Here is a 21785-nt window from a genome sequence, read left to right on the forward strand (position 1 = left end):
CTTCCGCCCTCACCGCCGCCAGGCCGAGATCGGATTGCCGAGCCAGCGGCTGTCGGCGGGCACCGCGTCGCCGCGCGTCACGAGCGAGCCCGGGCCCACCGTGGTGCGCGCGCCGATGCTCGCGCCCGGCAGCACGATCCCGTGCGGGCCGAGCGTCGCGCCCTCTTCGAGCGTCACCCGCGACATGGTCATGATCCGGTCGTGGAACAGGTGCGTCTGCACCACGCAGCCGCGGTTGATCGTCGCGCCGTCGCCGAGGGAGACCAGGTCGGACTCGGGCAGCCAGTAGGTGTCGAGCCACACGCCGCGGCCGATCTTGACGCCCATCGTGCGCAGCCATGCGGGCAGCAGCGGCGTGCCACCGAGCGACCCGATCAGCCACGGCACCGCGAGCGCCTCGACGAACGTGTCGGCCAGCTCGTTGCGCCACACGAACGAACTCCACAGCGGATGGTCGATCTCGCGGAACTTGCCCACCAGCAGCCACTTCGCCGCGGTCGCGGTGAGCGCCGCGACGATCCCGGCGGCCAGCAGCACCGGCCCGGCCAGCAGCGCGGCGGCCCAGAAACCGCCCCAGGCCGCGAGCGCCAGCAGCGCGAACGCGACGCCGACGGTCAGCGCGACCGCGCACATCACCGGCAGGATCCGGCACAGCTCGACCAGCGCCCGCGCCGCCTTGAGGTGCAGCGGCGGCGTGTAGGTGCGGCTGGTGTCGCTCTCCTCCACCGCGCGGCGCACCGGCAGCGGCGGCATGCCCAGGTACGACGAGCCCTTCTTCGCCTTCGCCGGCGTCGAGGACAGCACCCCGACCAGCCCGCGCTTCGGCACCGAACGGCCCGGCGCGGTCATCCCCGAGTTGCCGAGGAACGCCTGCTTGCCGATCCGCGCCGGGGCGGCGTGCAGCCAGCCGTGGCCCAGTTCGTAGGTGGCGACCATGGTGTCGTCGGCCAGGAACGCGCCACTGTCCACTTTGGTCATCTTCGGCAGCGCGAGGACGGTGGACGCCTCGACGTTGCGGCCGACCTTCGCGCCGAGCAGCCGCAGCCACACCGGCGTGAACAGGCTGGCGTACAACGGGAACAGGCCTTCGCGGGCCATCCCCATCAGCCGCTCGGTGGCCCAGACCTGCCACGCGACGCGGCCGTGCACCGGGTGGTAGCCCTCGACCATGCCGACGCCCAGCGCGCGGACACCGGCCAGCACGAGCAGCGCGTACGTCAGGAAGTACGCGATCGTCGCGACCGGCACGAACAGCAACGCCTGGCCCAGCGCGGCGCTCAAGCTTGAGGTGCCGGCGACCGCATACCCGATCACCGCGACACCGGGAAGCGCTGCGATCCCGGGCAGCAGCCCGAGGAACACCGAGGTCGCGCCATACACCGAGGCCCAGAACCGCGAGCGCGGCGGACGGCTCGACGGCCACTTCAGCGCGTCCTTGACGTCCGAGCGCACGGCGGGCGAACCGGCCCAGCGCTGGCCGGCCGGAACCGCGCCGCGCACGGTCGAACCGGCGGCGATCTCCGCGCCCTTGCCGATCCGGGCGCCGGGGAACAGCGTACTGCGCGCGCCGACCCGGGCCTCGGCCCCGATCCGCATCTTGCCGATGTGCACGACGTCGCCGTCGACCCAGTGGCCGGACAGGTCGACCTCGGGCTCCACCGCCGCGCCGCGGCCCAGCTTGAGGAAACCGGTGACCGGCGGCGGCGAGTGCAGGTCGACGTCCTTGCCGATGCGCGCGCCGAGCGCCTTCGCGTACGTCGTCATCCACGACGCACCCGCGACGCTGTCCGCGCCGCTGAACTCAGCCAGCTTCTCGGCCGTCCACAGTCGCAAGTGGACACTGCCGCCGCGCGGATACGTGCCGGGGCGCACCCCGGACAGCAGCACGCGCGCGCCGCCCGCGGCGATGGCGATCCGGCCCGCCGGGGTGAACAGCACGAGCCAGGCGAGCACCAGCCACGCCCAGTTCAGCGTCGGCGCCCAGGAAACGCCCAGCAGCGCCAGCACGTTCGAGCAGGCGGCGGCGAGCGTGGTCCAGCGCAGCCCGACGAGGCCCATCAGCGGGACCATCAGCAGCGACTGCACGAGCCCGGCACGGCGCGGCGTCGGCGCGATCTCGCGGCGCTCGGTCTCCTCGCCGCTCAGCGCGTCCAGCTTCGCGGCCAGCGCGCCGAGCTTCGGGTTCTGGTAGATGTCGCTGACCGACACCTCGGGGTGGCGGGTGCGGATGCGCGCGATCAGCTGCGCCGCGGTGAGGCTGCCGCCGCCGTTGGTGAAGAAATCGGCGTTGGCGTTGCTCACCGACACGCCGAGGATTTCGCTCCAGCCTTCGGCGAGCCACGCCTCGGTCGGCGAAAGCCCGGCCGCGCTCGCGTCCACAGTGGACAGCGGCCACGGCAGCGCGTTGCGGTCGACCTTGCCGGACGTGCGGGTCGGCAGGTCCTCGATCGTCGCGAGCAGCGGCACCAGCGCGGCGGGCAGCTGCGCGCGCAGCCGGGTGGCGGCGTCGTCGGTGTCGAGGGTTTCGCCGTCCTCGGGGACGATGTAGCCGACCAGAACCTGGTTGCCCGCCTTGGTGCGGCGCACGGCCGCGGCCGCGCCGCGCACGCCGGGCAGCGCCTGCAGCGCCGCGTCGACCTCGCCCAGCTCGATCCGGCGGCCGCCGAGCTTGATCTGCTCGTCGAGCCTGCCGAGGAACAGCAGGCCTTCCGGCTCCGCGCGGACCATGTCGCCGCTGCGGTAGGCGCGCTCCCAGCCCATCGACGGCAGCGGCGCGAACTTCTGCGCGTCCTTCTCCGCGTCGAGGTAGCGGGCCAGCCCGGCGCCGCCGATGACCAGCTCGCCGGTCTCGCCCATGGCGACCGGCTCGCCCTCTTCGTTCACCACGACGAGCTGCCAGCCGACCAGCGGCAGCCCGATCCGCACCGGGCCCTCGCCGGTCATCTGCGCGGCGCAGGCGACGACGGTCGCCTCGGTGGGGCCGTAGGTGTTCCACACTTCGCGGCCTTCAACGGCCACGCGCTCGGCCAGCTCCGGCGGGCAGGCTTCGCCGCCGAAGATGAGCAGGCGGACGTCTTCCAGCGCGTCCGCCGGCCACAGCGCGGCCAGCGTCGGGACCGTCGACACGACAGTGATGCCCTGCGCGACGAGCCACGGGCCCAGGTCGACACCGGTGCGCACCAGCGCGCGCGGCGCGGGCACCAGGCAGGCGCCGTGCCGCCAGGCCAGCCACATCTCTTCGCAGGAGGCGTCGAACGCGACGCTCAGCCCGGCCAGCACCCGGTCGCCGGGGCCGATCGGCTCGTCGGTCAGGAAAAGCTGCGCTTCGGCGTCCACGAAGGCCGCCGCCGAGGCGTGCGTGACCGCGACGCCCTTCGGCTTGCCGGTGGAGCCGGAGGTGAAGATGATCCACGCGTCGTCGGCCGGACCGGGCTGGCCGGTGGCGCCGCTCGGGGTCCCGGCAGCGGTGATCTCGCCGTCGGTGGCGATCGCCGCGACGCCGGCCTCGCCGAACACCAGCTCAGCGCGCTCGTCGGGGTCGTCCGCGTCGACCGGCACGTAGGCCGCGCCGACCGACAGGGTCGCCAGGATCGCGACGTACAGCTCGGCGGTGCCGGACGAGATCCGGATGCCGACGCGGTCGCCCAGGCCGACGCCGTGTTCCCGCAGCTTGCGGGCGTACGCGTCGATCTCTTCCGTCAGCCGGCGGTAGCTCAGCGGGCCGGTGCCGTCGTCGAGCGCGGCGGCGTTCGGGTGCTTCTCCGCGGTGGCGGTGAGGATGTCCAGGAGGGTGCGCTCGGCGGCCGGGGCGGCGGTCTCGAACAGAGCGGGCGAGAGCGCGGCCTCGACGGCGAGAGTCAGGGCTTCGGTGCTGCCGGAATCGGCGGTCAGCGTCACCGGGCCACCTCGGCGGCCGGGCGCGTTCCGGTATTCCGGAACGAACGGGACAGGGTCGAACTCTGGGCGCGCAAGCCCATCACTCACCTTTCGCGAGCGTCATTCGGGCTTGCCGTCCGAATGAGGCGCCCGTAGCGACCGTCCACCTTACGCGGCAATCAAGCCCAGGTCGCGTCAGGGTAACGGCCGCGTGTCGGACGTCACCAAGCGCAGGTCCGGCAAGGGAATCCCCGGGAATCGAATTCGCCGGGAATTCCCTTGCCGGGAAAGAAATCAGCGGTTGCGGGCCGCTTTTCCGCCCGCCTTCGGCTTCTGCTTCTTTTCGCGGACGCGCACATTCACCCGGACGGGACTTCCCGCGAAGCCGAACTGCTCGCGGAATTTCCGCTCGATGAACCGGCGGTACCCGGCCTCGAGGAACCCGGTGGTGAACAGCACCAGCGTCGGCGGACGGATGCCCGCTTGCGTCGCGAACAGCACCTTCGGCTGCTTGCCGCCGCGCACCGGCGGCGGCGTGGCCGCGACGAGGTCGGACAGCCAGCCGTTGAGCTGACCGGTCGAGACGCGCTGGTCCCACGACGACAGCGCCGTGCGCAGGGCGGGCGCGAGCTTGCGCACCGCGCGCCCGGTGAGCGCGGAGACGTTGACCTTCTCCGCCCACGGCACCCGCACGAGGCCGCGGTCCAGCTCGCGCACCATCGCGTACCGGCGGTCCTCGTCGACCAGGTCCCACTTGTTGAACACGAGCACGCACGCGCGGCCCGCCTCGACCACCATCGTCAGCACCCGCAGGTCCTGTTCGGTCAGCGGTTCGGAGGCGTCCAGCAGCACGAGCGCGACCTCGGCCGCGTCGATCGCGGTCTTGGTGCGCAGCGAGGCATAGTACTCCGCGCCGTCGGCGAAGTTGACGCGTTTGCGCAGGCCCGCGGTGTCCACGAACCGCCAGACCTCGCCGTCCAGCTCGACCAGCGAGTCGACCGGGTCGACCGTGGTGCCCGCGACCGAGTCGACCACCGAGCGCTGCTCGCCGGAAATCCGGTTGAGCAGGCTGGACTTGCCGACGTTCGGCTTCCCGACCAGCGCGACGCGGCGCGGCCCGGCGGTCACCGTGCCCGCTTCGCGCGGCGCCTCGGGCAGCGCGGCCATGATGGCGTCGAGCAGGTCTCCCGAGCTGCGCCCGTGCAGCGCGCTGACCGGGTACGGCTCGCCGAGGCCCAGCGACCACAGCGACGCGGTGTCGGCCAGCAGCCGGTCGTCGTCCACCTTGTTCGCGGCCAGCAGCACCGGCTTCTTCGAGCGGCGCAGCACGCGCGCGACAGCCTCGTCGGTGGCGGTGGCCCCGACCGTCGCGTCGACCACCAGCAGCACCGCGTCCGCGGTCTGCATGGCCATCTCGGCCTGCGTCGCGACCGAGGCCTGCAGGCCGGTGGCGTCGGGCTCCCAGCCGCCGGTGTCGACGAGCGTGAACCGCCGCCCGGCCCAGAACGCGTCGTAGGCGACGCGGTCGCGCGTCACGCCCGGCACGTCCTGCACCACCGCTTCCCGGCGGCCGAGGATGCGGTTGACCAGCGTGGACTTGCCCACGTTCGGCCTGCCGACCACGGCGAGCACCGGCTGCGCGGCGGCCGCCCGGCCGTCGGCTTCCTCGGCCTCGATCTGCGCGTCGAGCGCGGCGAACTCGGACTCGTCCGACCAGCTTCCGTCGACTTCGCCGAGACCGTCCACCGCGCTGTCGGCGGCGTCAAACCCTGTCATCGTTTCCCAACTTCACCTACGGCGTGGCGAACCCGTGTTCGCCGCGCCAGTCGTCCAAAGCCTGCACGAGCGCCGCGAGCTGCGCGCGGAGCTCTTCGGTGCCCTGGTCCAGGCCCTTGCGGCCCGGACCGACCTTCATCGCGAACGGCTCCCCGAAGAGGACGTCCACGCGCGGGCGCCAGCGACGCTTGCCGTCGGCCGGCTTGCGCGTCCCGCGGATCGCGATCGGCAGCACAGTGGCTCCCGAAGCGCGCACGAGCCACGCCGCGCCGCGCTCGGCGGCCCCGACGTCGCCCTCGCCGCGAGTGCCCTCCGGGAAGATCCCGACCGCCCCGCCCGCCTTGAGCACCCCGACCGCCGTGGTCAGCGGCGTCCTGTCGATCTCGCCCCGGCGGACCGGGATCTGGCCGATCGCCCGCAGGAACCAGCCTCCGATCCCGGTGAACAGCTCGGCCTTGGCCAAGAACGCGCTGCGCCGCGGAAGCATTCCGATCACCAGCTGCGGATCGGCGTTCGAGCTGTGGTTCGCGATCACCACGAGCGGGCCGTCCGCGGGCGTCCGGTCGCGGCCGTGCACCCGGATCCGGAAGGCCGGACGCAGATAATACCGGCCCGCCGTGCGCCCGATGTCGAGCAGGAGGCCGTTCGCCCCCTCGGGGAGGGCGCCGCTCACCGGCTGACCCCGGCCTCGGCCGCGGCCGGTTCGGCCGGGCAGTCGCCCAGCAGGCCCCGGCCGCGGGCGAGTTCGGCCAGCGCGACGATCACCTGGTCGATAGTCAGCTCGGAGGTGTCCACCTGGACCGCGTCTCCGGCCGCGCGCAGCGGCGAGGCGGCGCGGGTGGAGTCGATCCGGTCGCGGCGCTCCACCGATTCGCGGGCGGACTCGACGCTGGAAGCGCGGCCAGCCGCGGAGTCCTGGGTGTTCCGCCGCGCGGCGCGGACCTCGGCCGAGGCGGTCAGGTAGATCTTGAGCGGCGAGTCCGGCGCGACCGTGGTGCCGATGTCCCGGCCCTCGACGACGATCCCGCCGTCGTCCTCGATCGCGTCGGCGATGATCCGGCGCTGGCGGGCGACGAGCACCTCGCGCACCTGCGGCACCGCCGACACCGGCGACACCGCGCCGGTCACCTCGGGACCGCGGATCTCGGCCGCCACGTCCTCGCCGTGCAGGCGCACGTCCGGCCGCTCCGGGTCGGTGCCGAGCGCGAAGTCGACGTCGTGCGCGAGCGCGCCGATCGCGTGTTCGTCGGCGAGGTCGATCCCGGCCCGCAGCACAGCCAGCGTGACGACGCGGTACATCGCTCCGGTGTCGAGGTAGCGGGCGCTCAGCCGCCGGGCGAGCTTGCGCGCGACCGTGGTCTTGCCGGTTCCCGACGGGCCGTCCAGCGCGACCACCCCACGTAGGGCTCCCGTCACCGATGTTCTCCTCACGTTCGTCCCGCACTCCCGGTCCGGTTCATTCTGCCCGTAGCCGGTCCCGGCACCTCAGGCGGTGTCCGCGGCGCGTTTTCAGTCGACGCTAGACAATCTAGCGTCGCTAAGTTAGCGTTGCACTTGTTCCTAGCAATGCTAACTCCCTGGAGAATCCCCCATGCTGATCACCGCCTACATCCTCGCCGCCATCCCCGTCCTCGGGATCATCTACGTCGGCTTCACCTACCTGTTCGCTCCGGCGAAGACCGCCGCGACGTTCGGCCTGCGGGAGATCCCGACCGGCTCGACGGCGTTCTTCGAGATCAAAGGCGACCGCGACCTCGGCACCGGGCTGATGCTCGGCGTGGCGATGCTGGCGGGCAGCCCGCAGCTGGTCGGCTGGCTGCTGCTGGCCGCGACCGTCATGCCGGTCTGCGACATGCTGATCATCCTGCGGCACAAGGGCAAAAAGGGGATGGCCTACGGAGTGCACGGCGCGACCGCCGCGTTGATGGCCGTGACAGCGGTGCTGTTCCTGCTGGGCTGAACTCCGCGAATCGGACAATGAGTTACCGTGGCTGACGTGAACGTCGAAGTCACCCCTCTTCCCGGAATCGGTGTCCGCAAGGACTTCGCCACCCGCGCGGGACGCCGCATCGGCGTCGTCACCCAGCGGGACGGCAAGATCGAGCTGATCGTCTCCAAATCAGACGATCCGGACGCCTGCCTCGCGTCGCTGCCGCTGACCGCGGACGAGGCCGGCGCCCTCTCGAACCTGCTCGGTGCGCCGCAGCTGGTGGCGCAGCTGAACGAGGAGCACCGCGAACTGCCGGGCATCAACACGAAGCAGCTGCCGATCACCGCGGACAGCCCGTTCGACGGCCGTTCGCTCGGCGACACCGCGATGCGCACGCGCACCAGCGTCTCGATCGTCGCGGTGATGCGGGCGGGCCAGGTGCACCCGTCGCCGACGCCGGACTTCCTCTTCACCGCGGGCGACCTGCTCGTCGTGGTCGGCACGTCCGAGGGCCTGGAAGCCGCCGCCAAGATCCTCAAGCACGGCTGATGGATCACACCGCACTCTCCCTGGTCGAACTCGGCGCGGTCTTCTTCGTGCTCGGCGCGCTCGGCAGGCTCGCCGGCCGGATCGGCCTCTCCCCCATCCCCCTGTACCTCCTCGGCGGCCTGTGCTTCGGCTCCGGCGGCCTGATCCCGCTCGCCGACATCGGCGATTTCGCCCACCTCGCCAGCGAAATCGGCGTGGTGCTGCTGCTTCTGCTGCTCGGCCTGGAGTACTCCGCGGCCGAACTGTTCACCGGCATGCGGCGGTCCTGGACCGCCGGGCTGGTGGACATCGTGCTCAACGCCGCCCCCGGCGCGGCGGTCGCGCTGATCCTGGGCTGGGGCCCGATCGGCGCGTTCGTTATGGCGGGCGTCACGTACATCTCGTCGTCCGGCATCATCGCGAAGGTCCTCGGCGACCTCGGCCGGCTCGGCAACCGGGAAACGCCGGTGGTGCTGTCGATCCTCGTGTTCGAGGACCTCGTGATGGCGCTGTACCTGCCGATCCTCACCGCGATCCTCGGCGGCGTCAGCCTGCTCGGCGGGCTCGAGGCGGTCGGCATCTCGCTGCTGGTGATCACCGTGGTGCTGGTGATCGCGCTCAAGTTCGGCCGCTACGTCTCGGCGCTGGTGGACAGCGACGACCGGGAAGTTTTCCTGCTCAAGATCCTCGGCGCGGCGCTGCTGGTGGCCGGGATCGCGTCGGCGCTGCAGGTGTCCGCGGCGGTGGGCGCGTTCCTGTTGGGCATCGCGGTGTCCGGGTCGACCGCGCACAACGCGACCCGGTTACTGGAGCCGCTGCGGGACCTGTTCGCGGCGATGTTCTTCGTGGTGTTCGGACTGAACACCAATCCGGCGTCGATCCCGCCGGTGCTCGGCTGGGCCGCGGTGCTCGCGGTGGTGACGACGCTGACGAAGGTGGCCACCGGATGGTGGGCCGCGCGAAGGCAGAAGATCGGCCGCTTGGGCCGGGCCCGTGCCGGAGCGGCTTTGGTTGCGCGGGGCGAGTTCTCGATCGTCATCGCCGGGCTAGCGGTCACTGCTGGCGCAGTGGACGGCGAACTAGCCGCGCTCGCTACGGCTTATGTGCTGCTGATGGCGATCCTCGGCCCGACCGCGGCGCGAGTGGTCGAGCCGATCGCGAAAGCCTTGCAGCGCAAGGCAGCCGCGAAAGAAACCGTCACCGCCAGCTGACGTCGTAACTGGGCGGATGGTCCGTGAAGGGCTCCTTGAGGGAATCAGATTCCCTCAAGGAGCCCTTCACGGACTTTGTCAGCGCAGGTCGAAGTGCGCGGCAGCCGGAACGTGCGCCAGCGGACCCGCCGAGGTGGCCTCGGTCCACGGGCGCGCCGGAACCGCACCGACCAGCGGAACCCGGGCCGAGGTCTTGGCCAGATCGATGGTCAGCTTCGGCGGATTCGCGGGCGCGGTGACGAAACCGTTGTCCGTCCCGCCGATCACCAGCGCCAGCCGGTGCCCGGCCGGGACGACGTGGTCCGTGCTCGCGAGCCGGAACGTCATCGTGTACGCCTTGCCCGGCGTCAGCTTCGCTTCCCGGCTCAGGGACTGGTAGTTCGCCAGGTCCGCCCAGCCGCGGCTGATGATCGTGTAGTCCACCTTCTTGGTGTCCGCGCTGGTCACCTTGTAGCAAGCGCTGTCGCCATCCGTGCTCGAACCCCAGCACGTGCGGTCCGTGCCGGTCACGATTCCCTCGCCAGGGCCCGAGAAGTTGCGGATCGTCGCCGGGCCGTAGTCCACCAGCATCGCCGACAGCCGCGCGGTCGAGGTGCTCGGCGTCGCCGTCACGGTGATCGACGAGGTGCCCGAGACCTGCACCGGCGAGGTGAGCGCAGCGGTGCTGTAGAGGACGCGGTTCGCCGACGTAGCCGACGGATTCGCCGCCCACTCGTTCTCCCCCGCCTGCGGGTTGTCGGTGAACGACGCGGTGCCTCGGCTGCCGGCGGTGCCGAGCGTGCCGACGCCTGGCGTACGGCCCGGCTGCGGACGCAGGACCGTGGCCTGCGTGCCCGGCGCCGGGTAGGTCGCTTCGTTCGCCCACTGGTCCGGCTGCCGCTCGACGGTCGCCATCGGTTCCTTCTCGATGCCGTTGTCGATGCCCATCAGGTAGTGGTCGAACCACCGGTGCAGGGTGTCGACCCACTCGGTGCGCCGGTAGTCGAACGGGTCGACGTGACCGGTCTGCGCGAGCCAGATCTTGCGCTGCACGCCCTTCGCGGCGAGCGCGTCCCACCATTGGCCGTAGTTGATCGGCATGACGTTCAGGTCGTTCACACCGTGCGAGATGAACACGCTGGCGCGCACGTTCTTCGCGTTCGCCACGTAGTCGCGCTCCGCCCACAGCGGACCGTAGTCGCCGTTCTCGGTCGCGCCCTCGGCGAGTTTCCGGTTCTGCGCCGAACAATCCTGGCCGCCGTTGCGCCGCTCGACGGTCTGCGCGAGGCCGTCCGGGTTGAAGCCGAACGAGGCGCCGTCCGAGCGGTAGTAGTCGTACCAGGAGCTGATCGCGGAGATCGGCACGATGGTCTTGAGCCCCTCGACGCCGGTCGAGGCGACGCCGTTGGCGATGGTGCCGTCGTAGGACTTGCCGATCATCCCGACGCCGCCGTCGCTCCAGTCCGCCGACATCTTCGTGCCGCCGGTTTTCGCGGTGTAGCCGGTCGCGCGGCCGTTCAGCCAGTCGACGACCTTCTTCGCCGACTGGACGTCCGAGTTGCCGCCGACGTCGACGCACCCGGTCGACCGGTTGGTGCCCGCCAGGTCCACGAGCACCGTCGCGTACCCGCGCGGCACGAAGTAGTTGTCGTAGAACAGCGGGAAACCGACCGGGCGGCCCTGCGCGTCGTAGGTCTTGAACTGGGTTTCGTTGCCGCGCCCCACCGAGGAGTAGTACGGGCTGGCGTCCATGATCACCGGGATCTTCTTGCCCGCCTCGGCCGGTTCCTTCGGCCGCACGATGTCCGCGGCGACCCGGTCCGGGACGCCGTCCCCGTCGCCGTCCCGGCCGAGGTCCACCCACACCGTTTCCCGGATCGCCCCGGCGTAGTCGTACTGCGGTTCGCTCGCGGTTCTCGCCGGGGCGGCCGTCGCGGCCGCCGGCACCACCACTCCTGCGGCCAGCACCGCGGCGGCGCACAGCCCTGTCAGCACACGCATTCCCGTCGCCCTCCAGAGTCGTCGTCGGGTGCCGACAACTCAACCGGGGCGCCGGTGCCCGGCATCAGGGCCGAAAGTGGGGAACCGGTCAGAGTCCCACGGTGCGGTACAGCGTGCCGACCTCGCCGCGGTTCAGCCTGCGGATCGTGCCCTGGCGCTGGTTGCCGAGCTGCACGTCGCCGACCGCGGTGCGCACGAGCTTGCGGACCGGGTGCCCGGTGGCCGCCATCAGCCTGCGCACGATGTGCTTGCGGCCCTCGTGGATCACCAGCTCGATCATGCTGCGCCCGGAGTGCATGTCCTTGACCCGGAACTGGTCGACCTTCACGATCCCGTCCGGCAGCTCCCAGCCCGCGCGCAGCTCCTTGCCCAGCCCGCGCGGCACCAGGCCCTCGACCTCCGCGAAGTAGGTCTTGAGCACCCGGTAGGACGGGTGCATCAGCCGGTGCCCGAGGTCGCCGTCGTTGGTCAGCAGCAGCAGGCCCTCGGTGTTCTCGTCGAGCCGCCCGACGTGCACGACGCCCGGGGTCTCCTCCCACCGGCCGCGCAGGTAGTCGCCGACGCACGGGCGGCCCCGGTCGTCCGACATCGTGGAGTGCACGCCCTTGGGCTTGTTGAACGCGAGGTACACGAGGTCGTCGCGGAGGTTGACCCGCGTGCCGTCGACGTGGATCACCGCCTCGTCCGGGTGCACGCGGCGGCCCAGCTCGGTGACGACCTCGCCGTCCACCTCCACCCGGCCGGCCGCGATCAGGTCCTCGGCCGCCCGGCGCGACGCCACGCCGGCCTGCGACAGGACCTTCTGCAGGCGGATGCCGTCGGGGTGTTCGTCAGATGTCATCGATGGTGTCCACTTCGGGTAGCAGCGGAGCGATCGGGGGAAGGTCGTTCAGCGACGACAGCCCCAGTCGCTCCAGGAACAGCTCGGTCGTCACGTACAGCGTGCCCGTGGTCTCCGGGTCGGTGCCCATCTCCTCGATGAGCCCCCGCGCCAGCAGGGTCCGGATCACGCCGTCCACGTTCACCCCGCGCACCGCGGCGACCCGGGCCCGGGTGACCGGCTGCCGGTACGCGATCACGGCGAGGCTCTCCAGCGCGGCCCTGGTCAGCTTCGACCGCTGGCCGTCCAGCAGGAGCTTCTCCACGAACGGGGCGTAGGTGTCCCTAGTGTAGAACCGCCACCCTTCGCCCACGCGCCGCAGGTCGATCCCGCTCGCGCGCTCGGTGAACTTCTGCGCCATCGTGCGCAGCGCGACGGTCACCCTGGCGACCGGCTGCTGCAGCGTTTCGGCGAGGGAATCCTCCGCGATCGGCGAATCCACCACGAGCAGGAGCGCTTCGAGGGCGGCTTCGAGCGCCTCGTCGCTCTCTACGTTGGGCAGGCCGCTGTCTACGGAGACCAAGCCTTCGTCGTCGGCTGGCTCGGCTTCCGGCGCGGCATCGGGGGTGCCGTCAGCTTCCGGTGCGGCTTCAGCGGTTTCCGGCTCGGCTTCGGGCTCCGGCTCGACGGCGTCGGCGGACTCCGCCTCGGGCTCGTTTTCCGGCTGCGGCGCGGTTTCCGATTCCGTTTCCTCGGACTCCTCGGCCTGGCCGACCGGCGCGCGGTCGTCTTCGGTGCTCACCCGTATTCCTCCTCCTCGGCCGCCGCGCGGTCGTGCTCGGCGGCGGCGGACGCCTCGGCCACGCTGCCGCCGGTCCAGCGGACGTGCAGTTCCGCCAGTGCCTCCAGCTGGTCGAACTGCACCGACGATTCGCGGTACAGCTCCAGCAGCGCGAGGAACCGGGCCACGACCTCCACCGTGTGCTCGCAGTCCGAGGTCAGTTCCTTGAACGTCGCCTGCCCGGCCTCGGCGAGCTTCAGCCGGAGCAGCGCGGCGTGCTCGCGCACCGACACGCGTCCCATGTGGATGTGCGCGATCGACACCTGCGGCGGCGGTTTCGGCCGGAACACCGCGACCGCGATCTCCGCGAACCGCTCCGGCGTGACGCCCAGCATCACCTCCGGCAGCAGCCCGAGGTACCGCTCTTCCAGCGCCACCGACCTCGGGTACCGCCGCAGCGCGCCCTCTTCCAGCTCGCCGAACAGCGCGGCCACCTGCTTGTACGCGCGGTACTGCAGCATCCGCGCGAACAGCACGTCGCGGGCTTCCAGCAGGGCCAGGTCGTCTTCGTTCTCGACCTCGGCCGCGGGCAGCAGCCGCGCCGCCTTGAGGTCGAGCAGGGTCGCCGCGATCACCAGGAATTCGGTGGTCTCGTCGAGGTTCCAGTCCGGGCCGAGCGCGCGGGTGTAGGCGATGAAGTCGTCGGTGACCGTGTGCAGGGCGACCTCGGTGACGTCCAGCTGGTGCTGCGAGATCAGCTGCAGCAGCAGGTCGAACGGGCCCTCGAAGTTCTGCAGCCGCACCTTGAACTTCGAGGCGTTCTCGTCGGCGGCGGCGTATCCCTCGGGGATGGTCCCGCCGTGCACCGTCTCGTGCTCGGCCGGAGCTGCCTCGGGGGCCTCCGGAGCAGCGGTCTCCTCCGGAACCTCCGCGGCCGCAGCGCTATCCGAGACTGCCGCTTCCGGCTCCGGCAGCTCGGCCGATGCCGGTTCGTCCATCAGCCCTCGGTTCCGCCGTCCTCAGCGTCCGACCGCAATCGCTGCACCAGCACGGATTCCTCGCCGCGCTGGTCGAAGTCGGCGAGCAGCACGGCGACCGCTTCGCGGACCAGCCTGCCGCGGTCGACGACCAGCTCGTGCTTGGCGCGGAGGTTCAGCCGGGCCTGCTCCATCGCGAGCAGTTCCTCGCCGGAGACGTAGACGGTGATCTTCGCGTCGTGCTTGGTGCGCCCGGATCCGCTGCGCGCCGCGTTGCGGGCCAGCTGGTCGGTGTCCGCCGGAGCGCTCGGTTTGCTGCGCGGGGCCACCGGTTCCGCCGGAGCGGGCACGGAGGGGCGTTCGAGTGCGGGGGTCGCCGGGCTGGAGGTGAGGCGGAAGAGTTCCGACGCTCCGGGCAGGGAAGCGCGCCTGCTCACCGAGCGATCACCTCGCGGGCCAGCGCGCGGTAAGCCGCGGCGCCGGCGGATTTGGGGGCCCAGGTCGTGATGGGCTCGCCCGCGACCGTCGTCTCGGGGAACCGCACGGTGCGGTTGATCACCGTGTCGAACACGGTGTCGCCGAATGCCTCGACCACGCGAGCCATGACCTCCTTCGAGTGCAGGGTTCTCGGGTCGTACATCGTGGCGAGAATCCCCGTGATGTCCAGTTTGGGGTTGAGGCGTTCCTGCACCTTCTCGATCGTGTCGATCAGGAGCGCGACGCCTCGCAGACTGAAGAACTCGCACTCCAGGGGGATGATCACACCGTCCGCGGCGGTCAATGCGTTCACCGTCAACAGGCCGAGCGAGGGCTGGCAGTCGACAAGAACATAGTCGTAGTCGTTCATCACCGGACGAAGGACCCGTAACAACGTGTGCTCGCGCCCTACCTCTGCGACGAGCTGGACCTCCGCCGCGGACAGGTCGATGTTGCTCGGCAGCAGGTCAACGCCGTCGACGCGGGTTTTGCGGAGCACGTCCTCGATCTGCACCGAGCGCTCCATGATGACGTTGTAGACCGTCTGGTCCAGTTCGTGCGGCTGAATGCCGAGCCCGACCGACAGCGCGCCCTGGGGGTCGAAGTCGACCAGCAGCACGCGGCGGCCGCATTCGGCGAGCGCGGCGCCGAGGTTGATCGTGGACGTGGTCTTGCCGACCCCGCCCTTCTGGTTGCACATCGCGAGCACCTGCGCCGGGCCGTGCCGCTCCAGCGGCGGCGGCTCGGGGATCTCGCGCAGCGGCCGCCCGGTCGGCCCGATCCCGCTCTCCGCGCGCTCCTTCGCCCGCATCCGGGCGCGTTCGGCGCGGGTCAGCGGCCGTTCCGGCTCGTCGCCCTCGTGGTCCGCCGGGGTGGCGATCCGCGCGTGCTCGAGATTCGCCGCGGCCGAACCGGAGGTCCCGGCGGACCCGGCTGGCCCGGCTGGCGCTGCCGGGTCCTCCGGCTGGTTCGGGGTCGGTGTCGACATGGCGCGAAAGCTCCTTGTTCGGCGGGGTCTGGCGCAGCCTATGCGGATTTCCGGAGCACCGGCAAAGCGCCGCGCCGGGCCGCACGGGCCGAGTCACCGCAGCGTGGGAAGGCTCTAGGACCGCTCGAGCGTTCAGCCGAGCGCGCGCGGATGCGCGGTGGCGTAGACCTCTCGGAGCGTCGTCACCGTGACGAGCGTGTACACCTGGGTCGTGGTCACCGACGCGTGGCCGAGCAGTTCCTGCACCACGCGGACGTCCGCACCGCCTTCGAGCAGGTGGGTCGCGAACGAATGGCGCAGGGTGTGCGGCGAGACCGCGGCGGTGATCCCGGCTCGCTCGGCGGTGTCTTTGAGCACCTGCCACGCGCTCTGCCGGGAGAGCCGGCTGCCGCGGGCGTTCAGGAAGATCGCCGAGGTGCCGCGTCCGTTCGCGGCGAGCGCCGGACGGGCGCGGACCAGGTACGCGTCGAGTGCTTCCAGCGCGGGACGGCCGATCGGCACCAGCCGTTGCTTGCCGCCCTTGCCGTCGAGCAGGACGGTGCGCTCGGTGTCGTCCACGTCGTCCACATCGAGCCCGACCGCCTCGGAAATCCGCGCTCCGGTCGAGTACAGGAGCTCCAGCAGCGCGCGGTCGCGCAAGGCGCGTTCCCCGTCCGGCGGCGGAGTGTCGAGCAGCTTGAGGACATCCGCGACCGGCAACGCCTTGGGCAGCCGTTTCGCCGCGGCCGGCGGACGGACGTCGCGCGCCGGGTCGTGCTCGGTGAGACCGTCCGCGTGCGCGAACTTGTGCAGCCCCCGCACCGCGACCAGCGCTCGCGCGGCCGACGACGCGGCCAGCGGCTGATGTTCCTCGTCGCCCTCGCGCAGCGCGGCGCCGAACGACGTGACGTGCGCGGGCGTTACCTCGGCCAGCCGCGCGACCCCCGCCGCTGCCAGATGGGCGGCGTAGCGGCGGAGGTCGCGGGAGTAGCTGTCGAGGGTGTTGCGGGCGGTGCCGCGCTCGACGACGAGGTGGTCGAGGTACGTGGCGATCGCGCCCCGCACCTCGACACCCGCATCATCCACGCCGACACTCTAGGACGGCGCACCGACAGAACCGGGAAATTCAGCCCTCGGCCAGTCGGCGAGCGAACCGGGACGGCCGGTCCTGCCACGGCGCGTCGGCCGGGCGCGTCTTCGCCGCCCCGGTCAACACCGCGTGCGCCGACAGCACTCCCGAGACAGTCGCCCCGTTGACCAGCTCGCCGGAAAGAGCCATCCGGACCGCCTCGGCGAGCGGGAACTTCCGCACCACCAGGTCGGCCTCCTCCTCGCCGAGCACGTCACGGTCCACTTCGGACAGATCGCGCGCGAGGAAGACGCGCACCACCTCGTCGGTGAACCCGGGCGAGGCCGCGACGTCGACCAGCGTGTCCCAGCTGCCCGCGGCCAGCCCGGCCTCCTCGGCCAGCTCGCGCCGGGCCGCGTCGACCGGGTCCTCCCCCGGCTTGTCGATCAGCCCGGCGGGCAGCTCCCACAGCCTGCGCCCGAGCGGATGCCGGTACTGGTGCACGAGCGTGACGTTGTCCTCGCTGTCCAGCGCCGCGATCACCACCGCGCCGAGGTGTTCGACCACCTCGCGCTTGGCGGTGCCGCCGCCGGGCATCACGACGTCGTCGACCCGGAGGCCGACGACGCGTCCCACGTGGACGACCGTGCTGCCGGCCACGGAGAACTCGTGCGTGCCGGGCGCGCTCACCGAGCCGCCACGGGCGTCTCGGGCAGTTCGACCGGGAGCCGCTCGGCGACCTTGCGGTCCACGACCGCCTTCACGAACGCGCTGAACAGCGGGTGCGGCCGGGTCGGGCGGCTCTTCAGTTCGGGGTGCGCCTGGGTGCCCACGAAGAACGGGTGCACGTCCGCGGGCAGCTCGACGAACTCGACCAGGCGGTCGTCCGGCGAGGTGCCGGAGAACACGAGACCCGCGTCGCCGATCTGCTTGCGGTAGGCGTTGTTCACCTCGTAGCGGTGGCGGTGGCGCTCGGACACCTCGCCCGCGCCGTACGCCTTGGCCACCTGCGAACCCGCCTTGAGCTTCGCCGGGTACGCGCCGAGCCGCATCGTGCCGCCCATGTCGCGCTCGCCCGCGACGACGTCGCGCTGGTCGGCCATGGTCGAGATCACCGGGTGCTTGGTGTCTTCGTCGAACTCGGCCGAGTTCGCGTCCTCGATGCCCGCCAGGTTCCGGGCGCTCTCGATGACCATGCACTGCAGGCCGAGGCACAGCCCGAGCAGCGGCACGCCGTGCGTGCGCGCGTACTGGATCGCGCCGACCTTGCCCTCGATGCCGCGGATGCCGAACCCGCCCGGGATCAGCACACCGTCCACATCGGACAGCACGGAGGCCGCGCCGGATTCGGTCTGCGCGTCGTCCGAGGCGACCCAGACGATCTCGACCTTGGCGCGGTGCGCGAACCCGCCCGCGCGCAGCGCCTCGGTGACCGAGAGGTACGCGTCCGGCAGGTCGATGTACTTGCCCACCACCGCGACCCGGACGATCTCGCTCGGGTTGTGCACGCGGTCGAGCAGGTCGCCCCACACCGTCCAGTCGACGTCGCGGAACGGCAGGCCCAGCCGGCGCACCACGTAGGCGTCGAGCGCCTCGCCGTGCAGCACCTTCGGGATGTCGTAGATCGAGCGCGCGTCCGGGCAGGCGATGACCGCCTCGGTGTCGACGTCGCACATCAGGCCGATCTTGCGCTTGAGGTCGTCCGGGATCTCCCGGTCCGCCCGGCACACCAGCGCGTCCGGCTGGATGCCGATGTTGCGCAGCGCGGCGACCGAGTGCTGGGTCGGCTTGGTCTTGAGCTCGCCCGACGGCGCGAGGTAGGGCACCAGCGACACGTGCAGGAAGAAGCAGTTCTCCCGGCCGACGTCGTGGCGCACCTGGCGGCACGCCTCGAGGAACGGCAGCGACTCGATGTCGCCGACCGTGCCGCCGACCTCGGTGATCACCACGTCCGGCGCGACGCCGTTCTCGTCCGGCCCGGCCGCGGCGGTGATCCGCGCCTTGATCTCGTCGGTGATGTGCGGAATCACCTGGACGGTGTCGCCGAGGTACTCGCCGCGGCGTTCCTTGGCGATCACCTCCGAGTACACCTGTCCGGTGGTGACGTTCGCCTTGCCGTCGAGAGAGCGGTCGAGGAAGCGCTCGTAGTGCCCGATGTCGAGATCGGTCTCGGCGCCGTCGTCGGTGACGAACACCTCGCCGTGCTGGAACGGGTTCATCGTCCCGGGGTCGACATTGAGGTACGGGTCGAGCTTCTGCATCGTCACGCGAAGCCCGCGCGAAGTGAGCAGCTGTCCGAGGCTGGACGCCGTCAGACCCTTACCCAGAGAGGAGGCAACGCCTCCGGTGACAAAGACATACTTGGTAGCCCGCGACTGAAGTCCCACGGGCCGCCAGCATATCCCACTCCGGCCAGATCGCTCGCCGACGCCTCTTCCCGGCGCGGCGGAATCGGTTCACCCGCGCCGCGCTAGGCTTCGCGGCGTGCCGAACCTCCGCGATGACCACTGGACCGCCCCGGTCGCGGGCGCCTCTCTGGACGCCGCGGTGCGCGTCCCCGGATCGAAGTCGATCACCAACCGGGCCTACGTGCTCGCCGCGCTCGCGAGCGCGCCCACCCGGGTGCGCCACCCGCTCGATTCGCGCGACACCCGGCTGATGCTCGGCGCGCTCGCCTCGCTGGGCGCGCGGTCGGAAGAGACCATCGACGGCTTCCTGGTGCACCCGCTCGGCACCATCAGCGGACGCGGCGACGAGGCTGAGGTCGTCCTCGGCAACGCGGGCACCGTGGCGCGGTTCACCCCGGCGCTCGCCACGCTCGGCGACGCCTCGGTGCAGTTCGACGGCGACGACGCGATCCGCCGCCGTCCGATCGACCCGCTGCTGGCCGCGCTGCGCAAGCTCGGCGCGCGGATCGACGACGGCGGACGCGGCGCGCCGCCGTTCACCGTGCACGGCACCGGCGGGCTGCGCGGCGGCCGGGTGGACCTCGATTCGTCGGCCTCCAGCCAGTTCCTGTCCGCGCTGCTGCTCGCCGGCCCGGCGTTCGAACAGGGCGTGACGGTGCGGCTGGTCGGCGGCGCCCCGCCGAGCGAACCGCACATCGCGATGACGCTGGACATGCTGCGCCGGTTCGGGGCCACTGTGGACCGTACCGGCACGGAATTCCATGTGGAGCCGGCGAAACTGTCGTGCCCGGAGTACGTCGTGGAGCCGGATCTGTCCACCGCGGCCCCGTTCGTGGCCGCCGCGGTGGTCGGCGGCGGGACGGTCCGCGTGCAGGGCTGGCCGAAGCAGACCACGCAGCCGGGCGACTGGCTGCGCGGCCTGGTGACCGAACTGGGCGCGAAGGCGACCCTGGACGACACCGGCCTGTCCGTCACCGGCGGCGGCGCGTTCCGCGGCATCGACCTCGACCTGCACGAGGTCGGCGAACTGACCCCGGTGATCGCGGCGATGCTGTGCTTCGCCGAGAGCCCGTCGAGCATCACCGGCGTCGCGCACCTGCGCGGCCACGAGACCGACCGGCTCACCGCGCTGGCCACCGAACTGTCCGGCCTCGGCGCGGGCGTCACCGAGCTTGAAGACGGCCTGGAAATCACCCCGGCCCCGATGCACGGCGGCGTTTTCCACACTTACGAGGACCACCGGCTGGTGATGGCCGCCGCGGTGCTCGGCCTGCGCGTGCCCGGTGTGCTGGTCGAGAACCCGGACACGGTCGGCAAGACGTTCCCGAAGTTCGTCGAGACCTGGACCGACGCCGTCAGCTGAGCATCCGGCGGATTTCATCGGCGACCACCTCGGGTTCGGTGATGGGCACCAGATGCCCGGACTTCTCCGCGATCCGATGCCGCCCATGCGGCGAAACCCGTTGCGCGTGCGCGGCATTCGCCTGCGCGCGCACCGCGGCGTTCATGCCGTCGCCAGCACGCCCGCCGGACACGACTGTCACCGAGTAGTCGCCCGGCGCAGGCGGGTTTGCCCGCCAGGTTGCCAACTCGTCGAGGAACGTCCGCGCCTGCTCGGTCTGCGTGCGCAACACCTGCGGCGTAAAGCCTTCGCGCGCCAGATCGCGCCGGACGTCTTCGGGAGCCGCCCGTAACATCGGGCGGTACAAGAACTTCAGCAACCCGGTCGCCGCGAGGACCCGGCCAGCGCGCAGAAAAGCCCGCTCGGCACTGCGGAATCGGGGCGAGAACAGGACATCCGCCGCTTCGTCGGTCGGGTCGACCAGGACGAGACCCGCGATTTTCGCCGAGGTCCGGGACGCGGCGAGCCGCACGATCGGTCCCCCGGCGCTGTGCCCGACGAGCGCGTACGGTCCCGGCCCGAAGTGGCTCAGCACGTCCACGAGGTCGTCGGCCATCCGGTCCAGCGTCCGCCCGGAAGGATCCGGCGCGCTGCGGCCGAGCCCGGAGCGGTCGTAGACCACCGCCCGCGCGAACGCGCCGACCCGCGGCTGCACAAGCCCCCACGAAGACCGGCCCGCACCCGCCCCGGCCTCGAACACGACCGTCGGACCGGAGCCGGGACCGGGCAGCACCATCGCGTACAGCCGTCGTCCGTCCTTTGTGGACACCCACTCTGGCTCGCCCTGCACGTGCGCCACCAGTGACCCCCAGTTCGAAGTTAGGGTCACCTTACTAGAGAGTCAGCCCGCCGGGCGCTCGTCCTGCTCGTCGTCCCCGAAAAGGTCGCGCAACGTCACCACACGGTTGACCCGCACGTGCTCTGCCGCGTACTCGCGCGCCCGCTCCACGTCGCCGGACCCGATCGCTTCCACCAGACGGCGGTGCTCGTCGAGCAGTTCGTCCCAGTGCTCGTTCTGGCTGGTCAGCCACCGCAGCTGGCCTTCGAGCGGATGCAGCATCGTGGTGAGCAGCCGGTTTCCCGCGACGGCGACGATCTCGTCGTGCAGCCTGCTGTTGACCTCGGAGATCCGCGCGCCGTCGCCACCCTGAGTGACCCGCGCCGACTCGGCGAGCAGCCGCTCCAGCCGCCGCATCTCCGGTTTTCCGGCCCGTTCCGCGGCGCGCGCGGCGGCGAGGCTTTCCAGCGCCTCCCGGACGTCGAACAGCTCCTCGACGTCCACCCGCGCCAGCTGCCGCACCACCACCCGCCGAGGCGAGGGCACGACCACGAACCCCTCGGATTCGAGGCTGCGGATCGCCTCGCGCACCGGCACCCGCGACACCCCGAGATCCTCGGCCAGTTCGCGCTCGACCAGCCGGTCCCCCGGCCGCAGCCGCCCGGTCAGGATCCGCTCGCGCAGCTCGTCGAGCACCCGGGCCCGCGTCGCCGCCAGCGGCTGCCGATCCTCCGTGGCGCCCACCTGTCCCCCTCTCCGCACCGACGCCGGCCGGCATCGGACATCGCCGAGTTTATCGGGAAGG

General features: G+C 71.6%; 19 protein-coding genes. 4 read left to right on the forward strand and 15 right to left on the reverse strand.

The window, feature by feature from the left end; translation table 11 throughout:
* Nucleotides 1-9: 9 nt before the first annotated feature.
* From ABD156_RS23610 to cmk, 4 genes are all read right to left on the reverse strand, one after another.
* Nucleotides 10-3897 carry a Pls/PosA family non-ribosomal peptide synthetase gene (locus ABD156_RS23610; RefSeq protein WP_344277507.1) on the reverse strand — a complete coding sequence of 1296 codons (3888 nt, stop codon included), beginning with the start codon at nt 3895-3897 and terminating at the stop codon, nt 10-12.
* A gap of 273 nt (nt 3898-4170) precedes the next feature.
* Nucleotides 4171-5652 carry a ribosome biogenesis GTPase Der gene (der, locus tag ABD156_RS23615; protein WP_344277510.1) on the reverse strand — a complete coding sequence of 494 codons (1482 nt, stop codon included), beginning with the start codon at nt 5650-5652 and terminating at the stop codon, nt 4171-4173.
* A 16-nt stretch (nt 5653-5668) separates the two neighbouring features.
* On the reverse strand, nt 5669-6325 hold the full coding sequence (locus ABD156_RS23620; RefSeq protein WP_344277513.1) for a lysophospholipid acyltransferase family protein: 657 nt from the start codon (nt 6323-6325) through the stop codon (nt 5669-5671).
* Nucleotides 6322-7047, reverse strand: a complete 726-nt coding sequence (gene cmk, locus ABD156_RS23625; protein WP_344277645.1) for a (d)CMP kinase — start codon at nt 7045-7047, stop codon at nt 6322-6324. Before cmk ends, ABD156_RS23620 begins: the two co-directional genes overlap by 4 nt.
* Before the next feature lie 196 nt (nt 7048-7243).
* Between cmk and ABD156_RS23630 the strand changes: the two genes are divergently transcribed.
* Genes ABD156_RS23630 through ABD156_RS23640 form a run of 3 tightly spaced genes read left to right on the forward strand, consistent with a single transcriptional unit; the run spans nt 7244 to nt 9321 of the window.
* Nucleotides 7244-7612: a DUF4267 domain-containing protein gene (locus ABD156_RS23630; RefSeq protein ID WP_344277516.1), complete on the forward strand. Its 369-nt coding sequence runs from the start codon at nt 7244-7246 to the stop codon at nt 7610-7612.
* 36 nt (nt 7613-7648) lie between these two features.
* A complete protein-coding gene (locus ABD156_RS23635; RefSeq protein ID WP_009079551.1) occupies nt 7649-8131 on the forward strand; it encodes a cation:proton antiporter regulatory subunit in 483 nt (160 codons plus the stop codon).
* The gene (locus ABD156_RS23640) at nt 8131-9321 is read left to right on the forward strand and encodes a cation:proton antiporter (protein ID WP_344277524.1); all 1191 of its coding nucleotides are present in this window, start codon (nt 8131-8133) and stop codon (nt 9319-9321) included. The genes ABD156_RS23635 and ABD156_RS23640 overlap by 1 nt, the downstream gene beginning before the upstream one ends.
* A 78-nt stretch (nt 9322-9399) precedes the next feature.
* On the opposite strand, the gene ABD156_RS23645 is transcribed toward ABD156_RS23640, so the two are convergent.
* From ABD156_RS23645 to pyrG, 9 genes are all read right to left on the reverse strand, one after another.
* Nucleotides 9400-11301: a Xaa-Pro dipeptidyl-peptidase gene (locus ABD156_RS23645; RefSeq protein WP_344277527.1), complete on the reverse strand. Its 1902-nt coding sequence runs from the start codon at nt 11299-11301 to the stop codon at nt 9400-9402.
* A gap of 88 nt (nt 11302-11389) precedes the next feature.
* Entirely contained in the window at nt 11390-12142 is a 753-nt protein-coding gene (locus ABD156_RS23650; protein ID WP_182896874.1) for a pseudouridine synthase, read from the reverse strand.
* The gene (scpB, locus tag ABD156_RS23655) at nt 12132-12923 is read right to left on the reverse strand and encodes an SMC-Scp complex subunit ScpB (protein ID WP_344277533.1); all 792 of its coding nucleotides are present in this window, start codon (nt 12921-12923) and stop codon (nt 12132-12134) included. The genes ABD156_RS23650 and scpB overlap by 11 nt, the downstream gene beginning before the upstream one ends.
* Nucleotides 12920-13900, reverse strand: coding sequence for a segregation and condensation protein A (locus tag ABD156_RS23660; protein WP_344277536.1), 981 nt, complete (start codon nt 13898-13900; stop codon nt 12920-12922). The genes scpB and ABD156_RS23660 overlap by 4 nt, the downstream gene beginning before the upstream one ends.
* Nucleotides 13900-14316, reverse strand: a complete 417-nt coding sequence (locus ABD156_RS23665) for a cobyrinic acid a,c-diamide synthase (RefSeq protein WP_344277539.1) — start codon at nt 14314-14316, stop codon at nt 13900-13902. Before ABD156_RS23665 ends, ABD156_RS23660 begins: the two co-directional genes overlap by 1 nt.
* Nucleotides 14313-15344 carry a ParA family protein gene (locus ABD156_RS23670; RefSeq protein ID WP_344277542.1) on the reverse strand — a complete coding sequence of 344 codons (1032 nt, stop codon included), beginning with the start codon at nt 15342-15344 and terminating at the stop codon, nt 14313-14315. Before ABD156_RS23670 ends, ABD156_RS23665 begins: the two co-directional genes overlap by 4 nt.
* Nucleotides 15345-15476: 132 nt before the next feature.
* Complete coding sequence (xerD, locus tag ABD156_RS23675) at nt 15477-16409, reverse strand: site-specific tyrosine recombinase XerD (RefSeq protein ID WP_344277544.1); 933 nt, start codon at nt 16407-16409, stop codon at nt 15477-15479.
* A 40-nt stretch (nt 16410-16449) separates the two neighbouring features.
* Nucleotides 16450-17082, reverse strand: coding sequence for an NUDIX domain-containing protein (locus tag ABD156_RS23680; RefSeq protein WP_344277547.1), 633 nt, complete (start codon nt 17080-17082; stop codon nt 16450-16452).
* The gene (gene pyrG, locus ABD156_RS23685; protein ID WP_344277550.1) at nt 17079-18779 is read right to left on the reverse strand and encodes a CTP synthase; all 1701 of its coding nucleotides are present in this window, start codon (nt 18777-18779) and stop codon (nt 17079-17081) included. The genes ABD156_RS23680 and pyrG overlap by 4 nt, the downstream gene beginning before the upstream one ends.
* A gap of 97 nt (nt 18780-18876) precedes the next feature.
* Here pyrG and aroA point away from each other — a divergent pair, with 97 nt between their 5' ends.
* Entirely contained in the window at nt 18877-20163 is a 1287-nt protein-coding gene (gene aroA / locus ABD156_RS23690) for a 3-phosphoshikimate 1-carboxyvinyltransferase (RefSeq protein WP_344277553.1), read from the forward strand.
* On the opposite strand, the gene ABD156_RS23695 is transcribed toward aroA, so the two are convergent.
* Both ABD156_RS23695 and ABD156_RS23700 read right to left on the reverse strand, forming a co-directional pair.
* The gene (locus ABD156_RS23695) at nt 20156-21031 is read right to left on the reverse strand and encodes an alpha/beta fold hydrolase (protein ID WP_344277556.1); all 876 of its coding nucleotides are present in this window, start codon (nt 21029-21031) and stop codon (nt 20156-20158) included. The two genes, aroA and ABD156_RS23695, sit on opposite strands and share 8 nt — an antisense overlap.
* A gap of 12 nt (nt 21032-21043) precedes the next feature.
* The gene (locus tag ABD156_RS23700) at nt 21044-21724 is read right to left on the reverse strand and encodes a GntR family transcriptional regulator (RefSeq protein WP_344277558.1); all 681 of its coding nucleotides are present in this window, start codon (nt 21722-21724) and stop codon (nt 21044-21046) included.
* Nucleotides 21725-21785: the final 61 nt, after the last annotated feature.

It is taken from the genome of Amycolatopsis albidoflavus (assembly GCF_039525725.1).
In the GTDB taxonomy this organism is placed as follows: domain Bacteria; phylum Actinomycetota; class Actinomycetes; order Mycobacteriales; family Pseudonocardiaceae; genus Amycolatopsis; species Amycolatopsis albidoflava.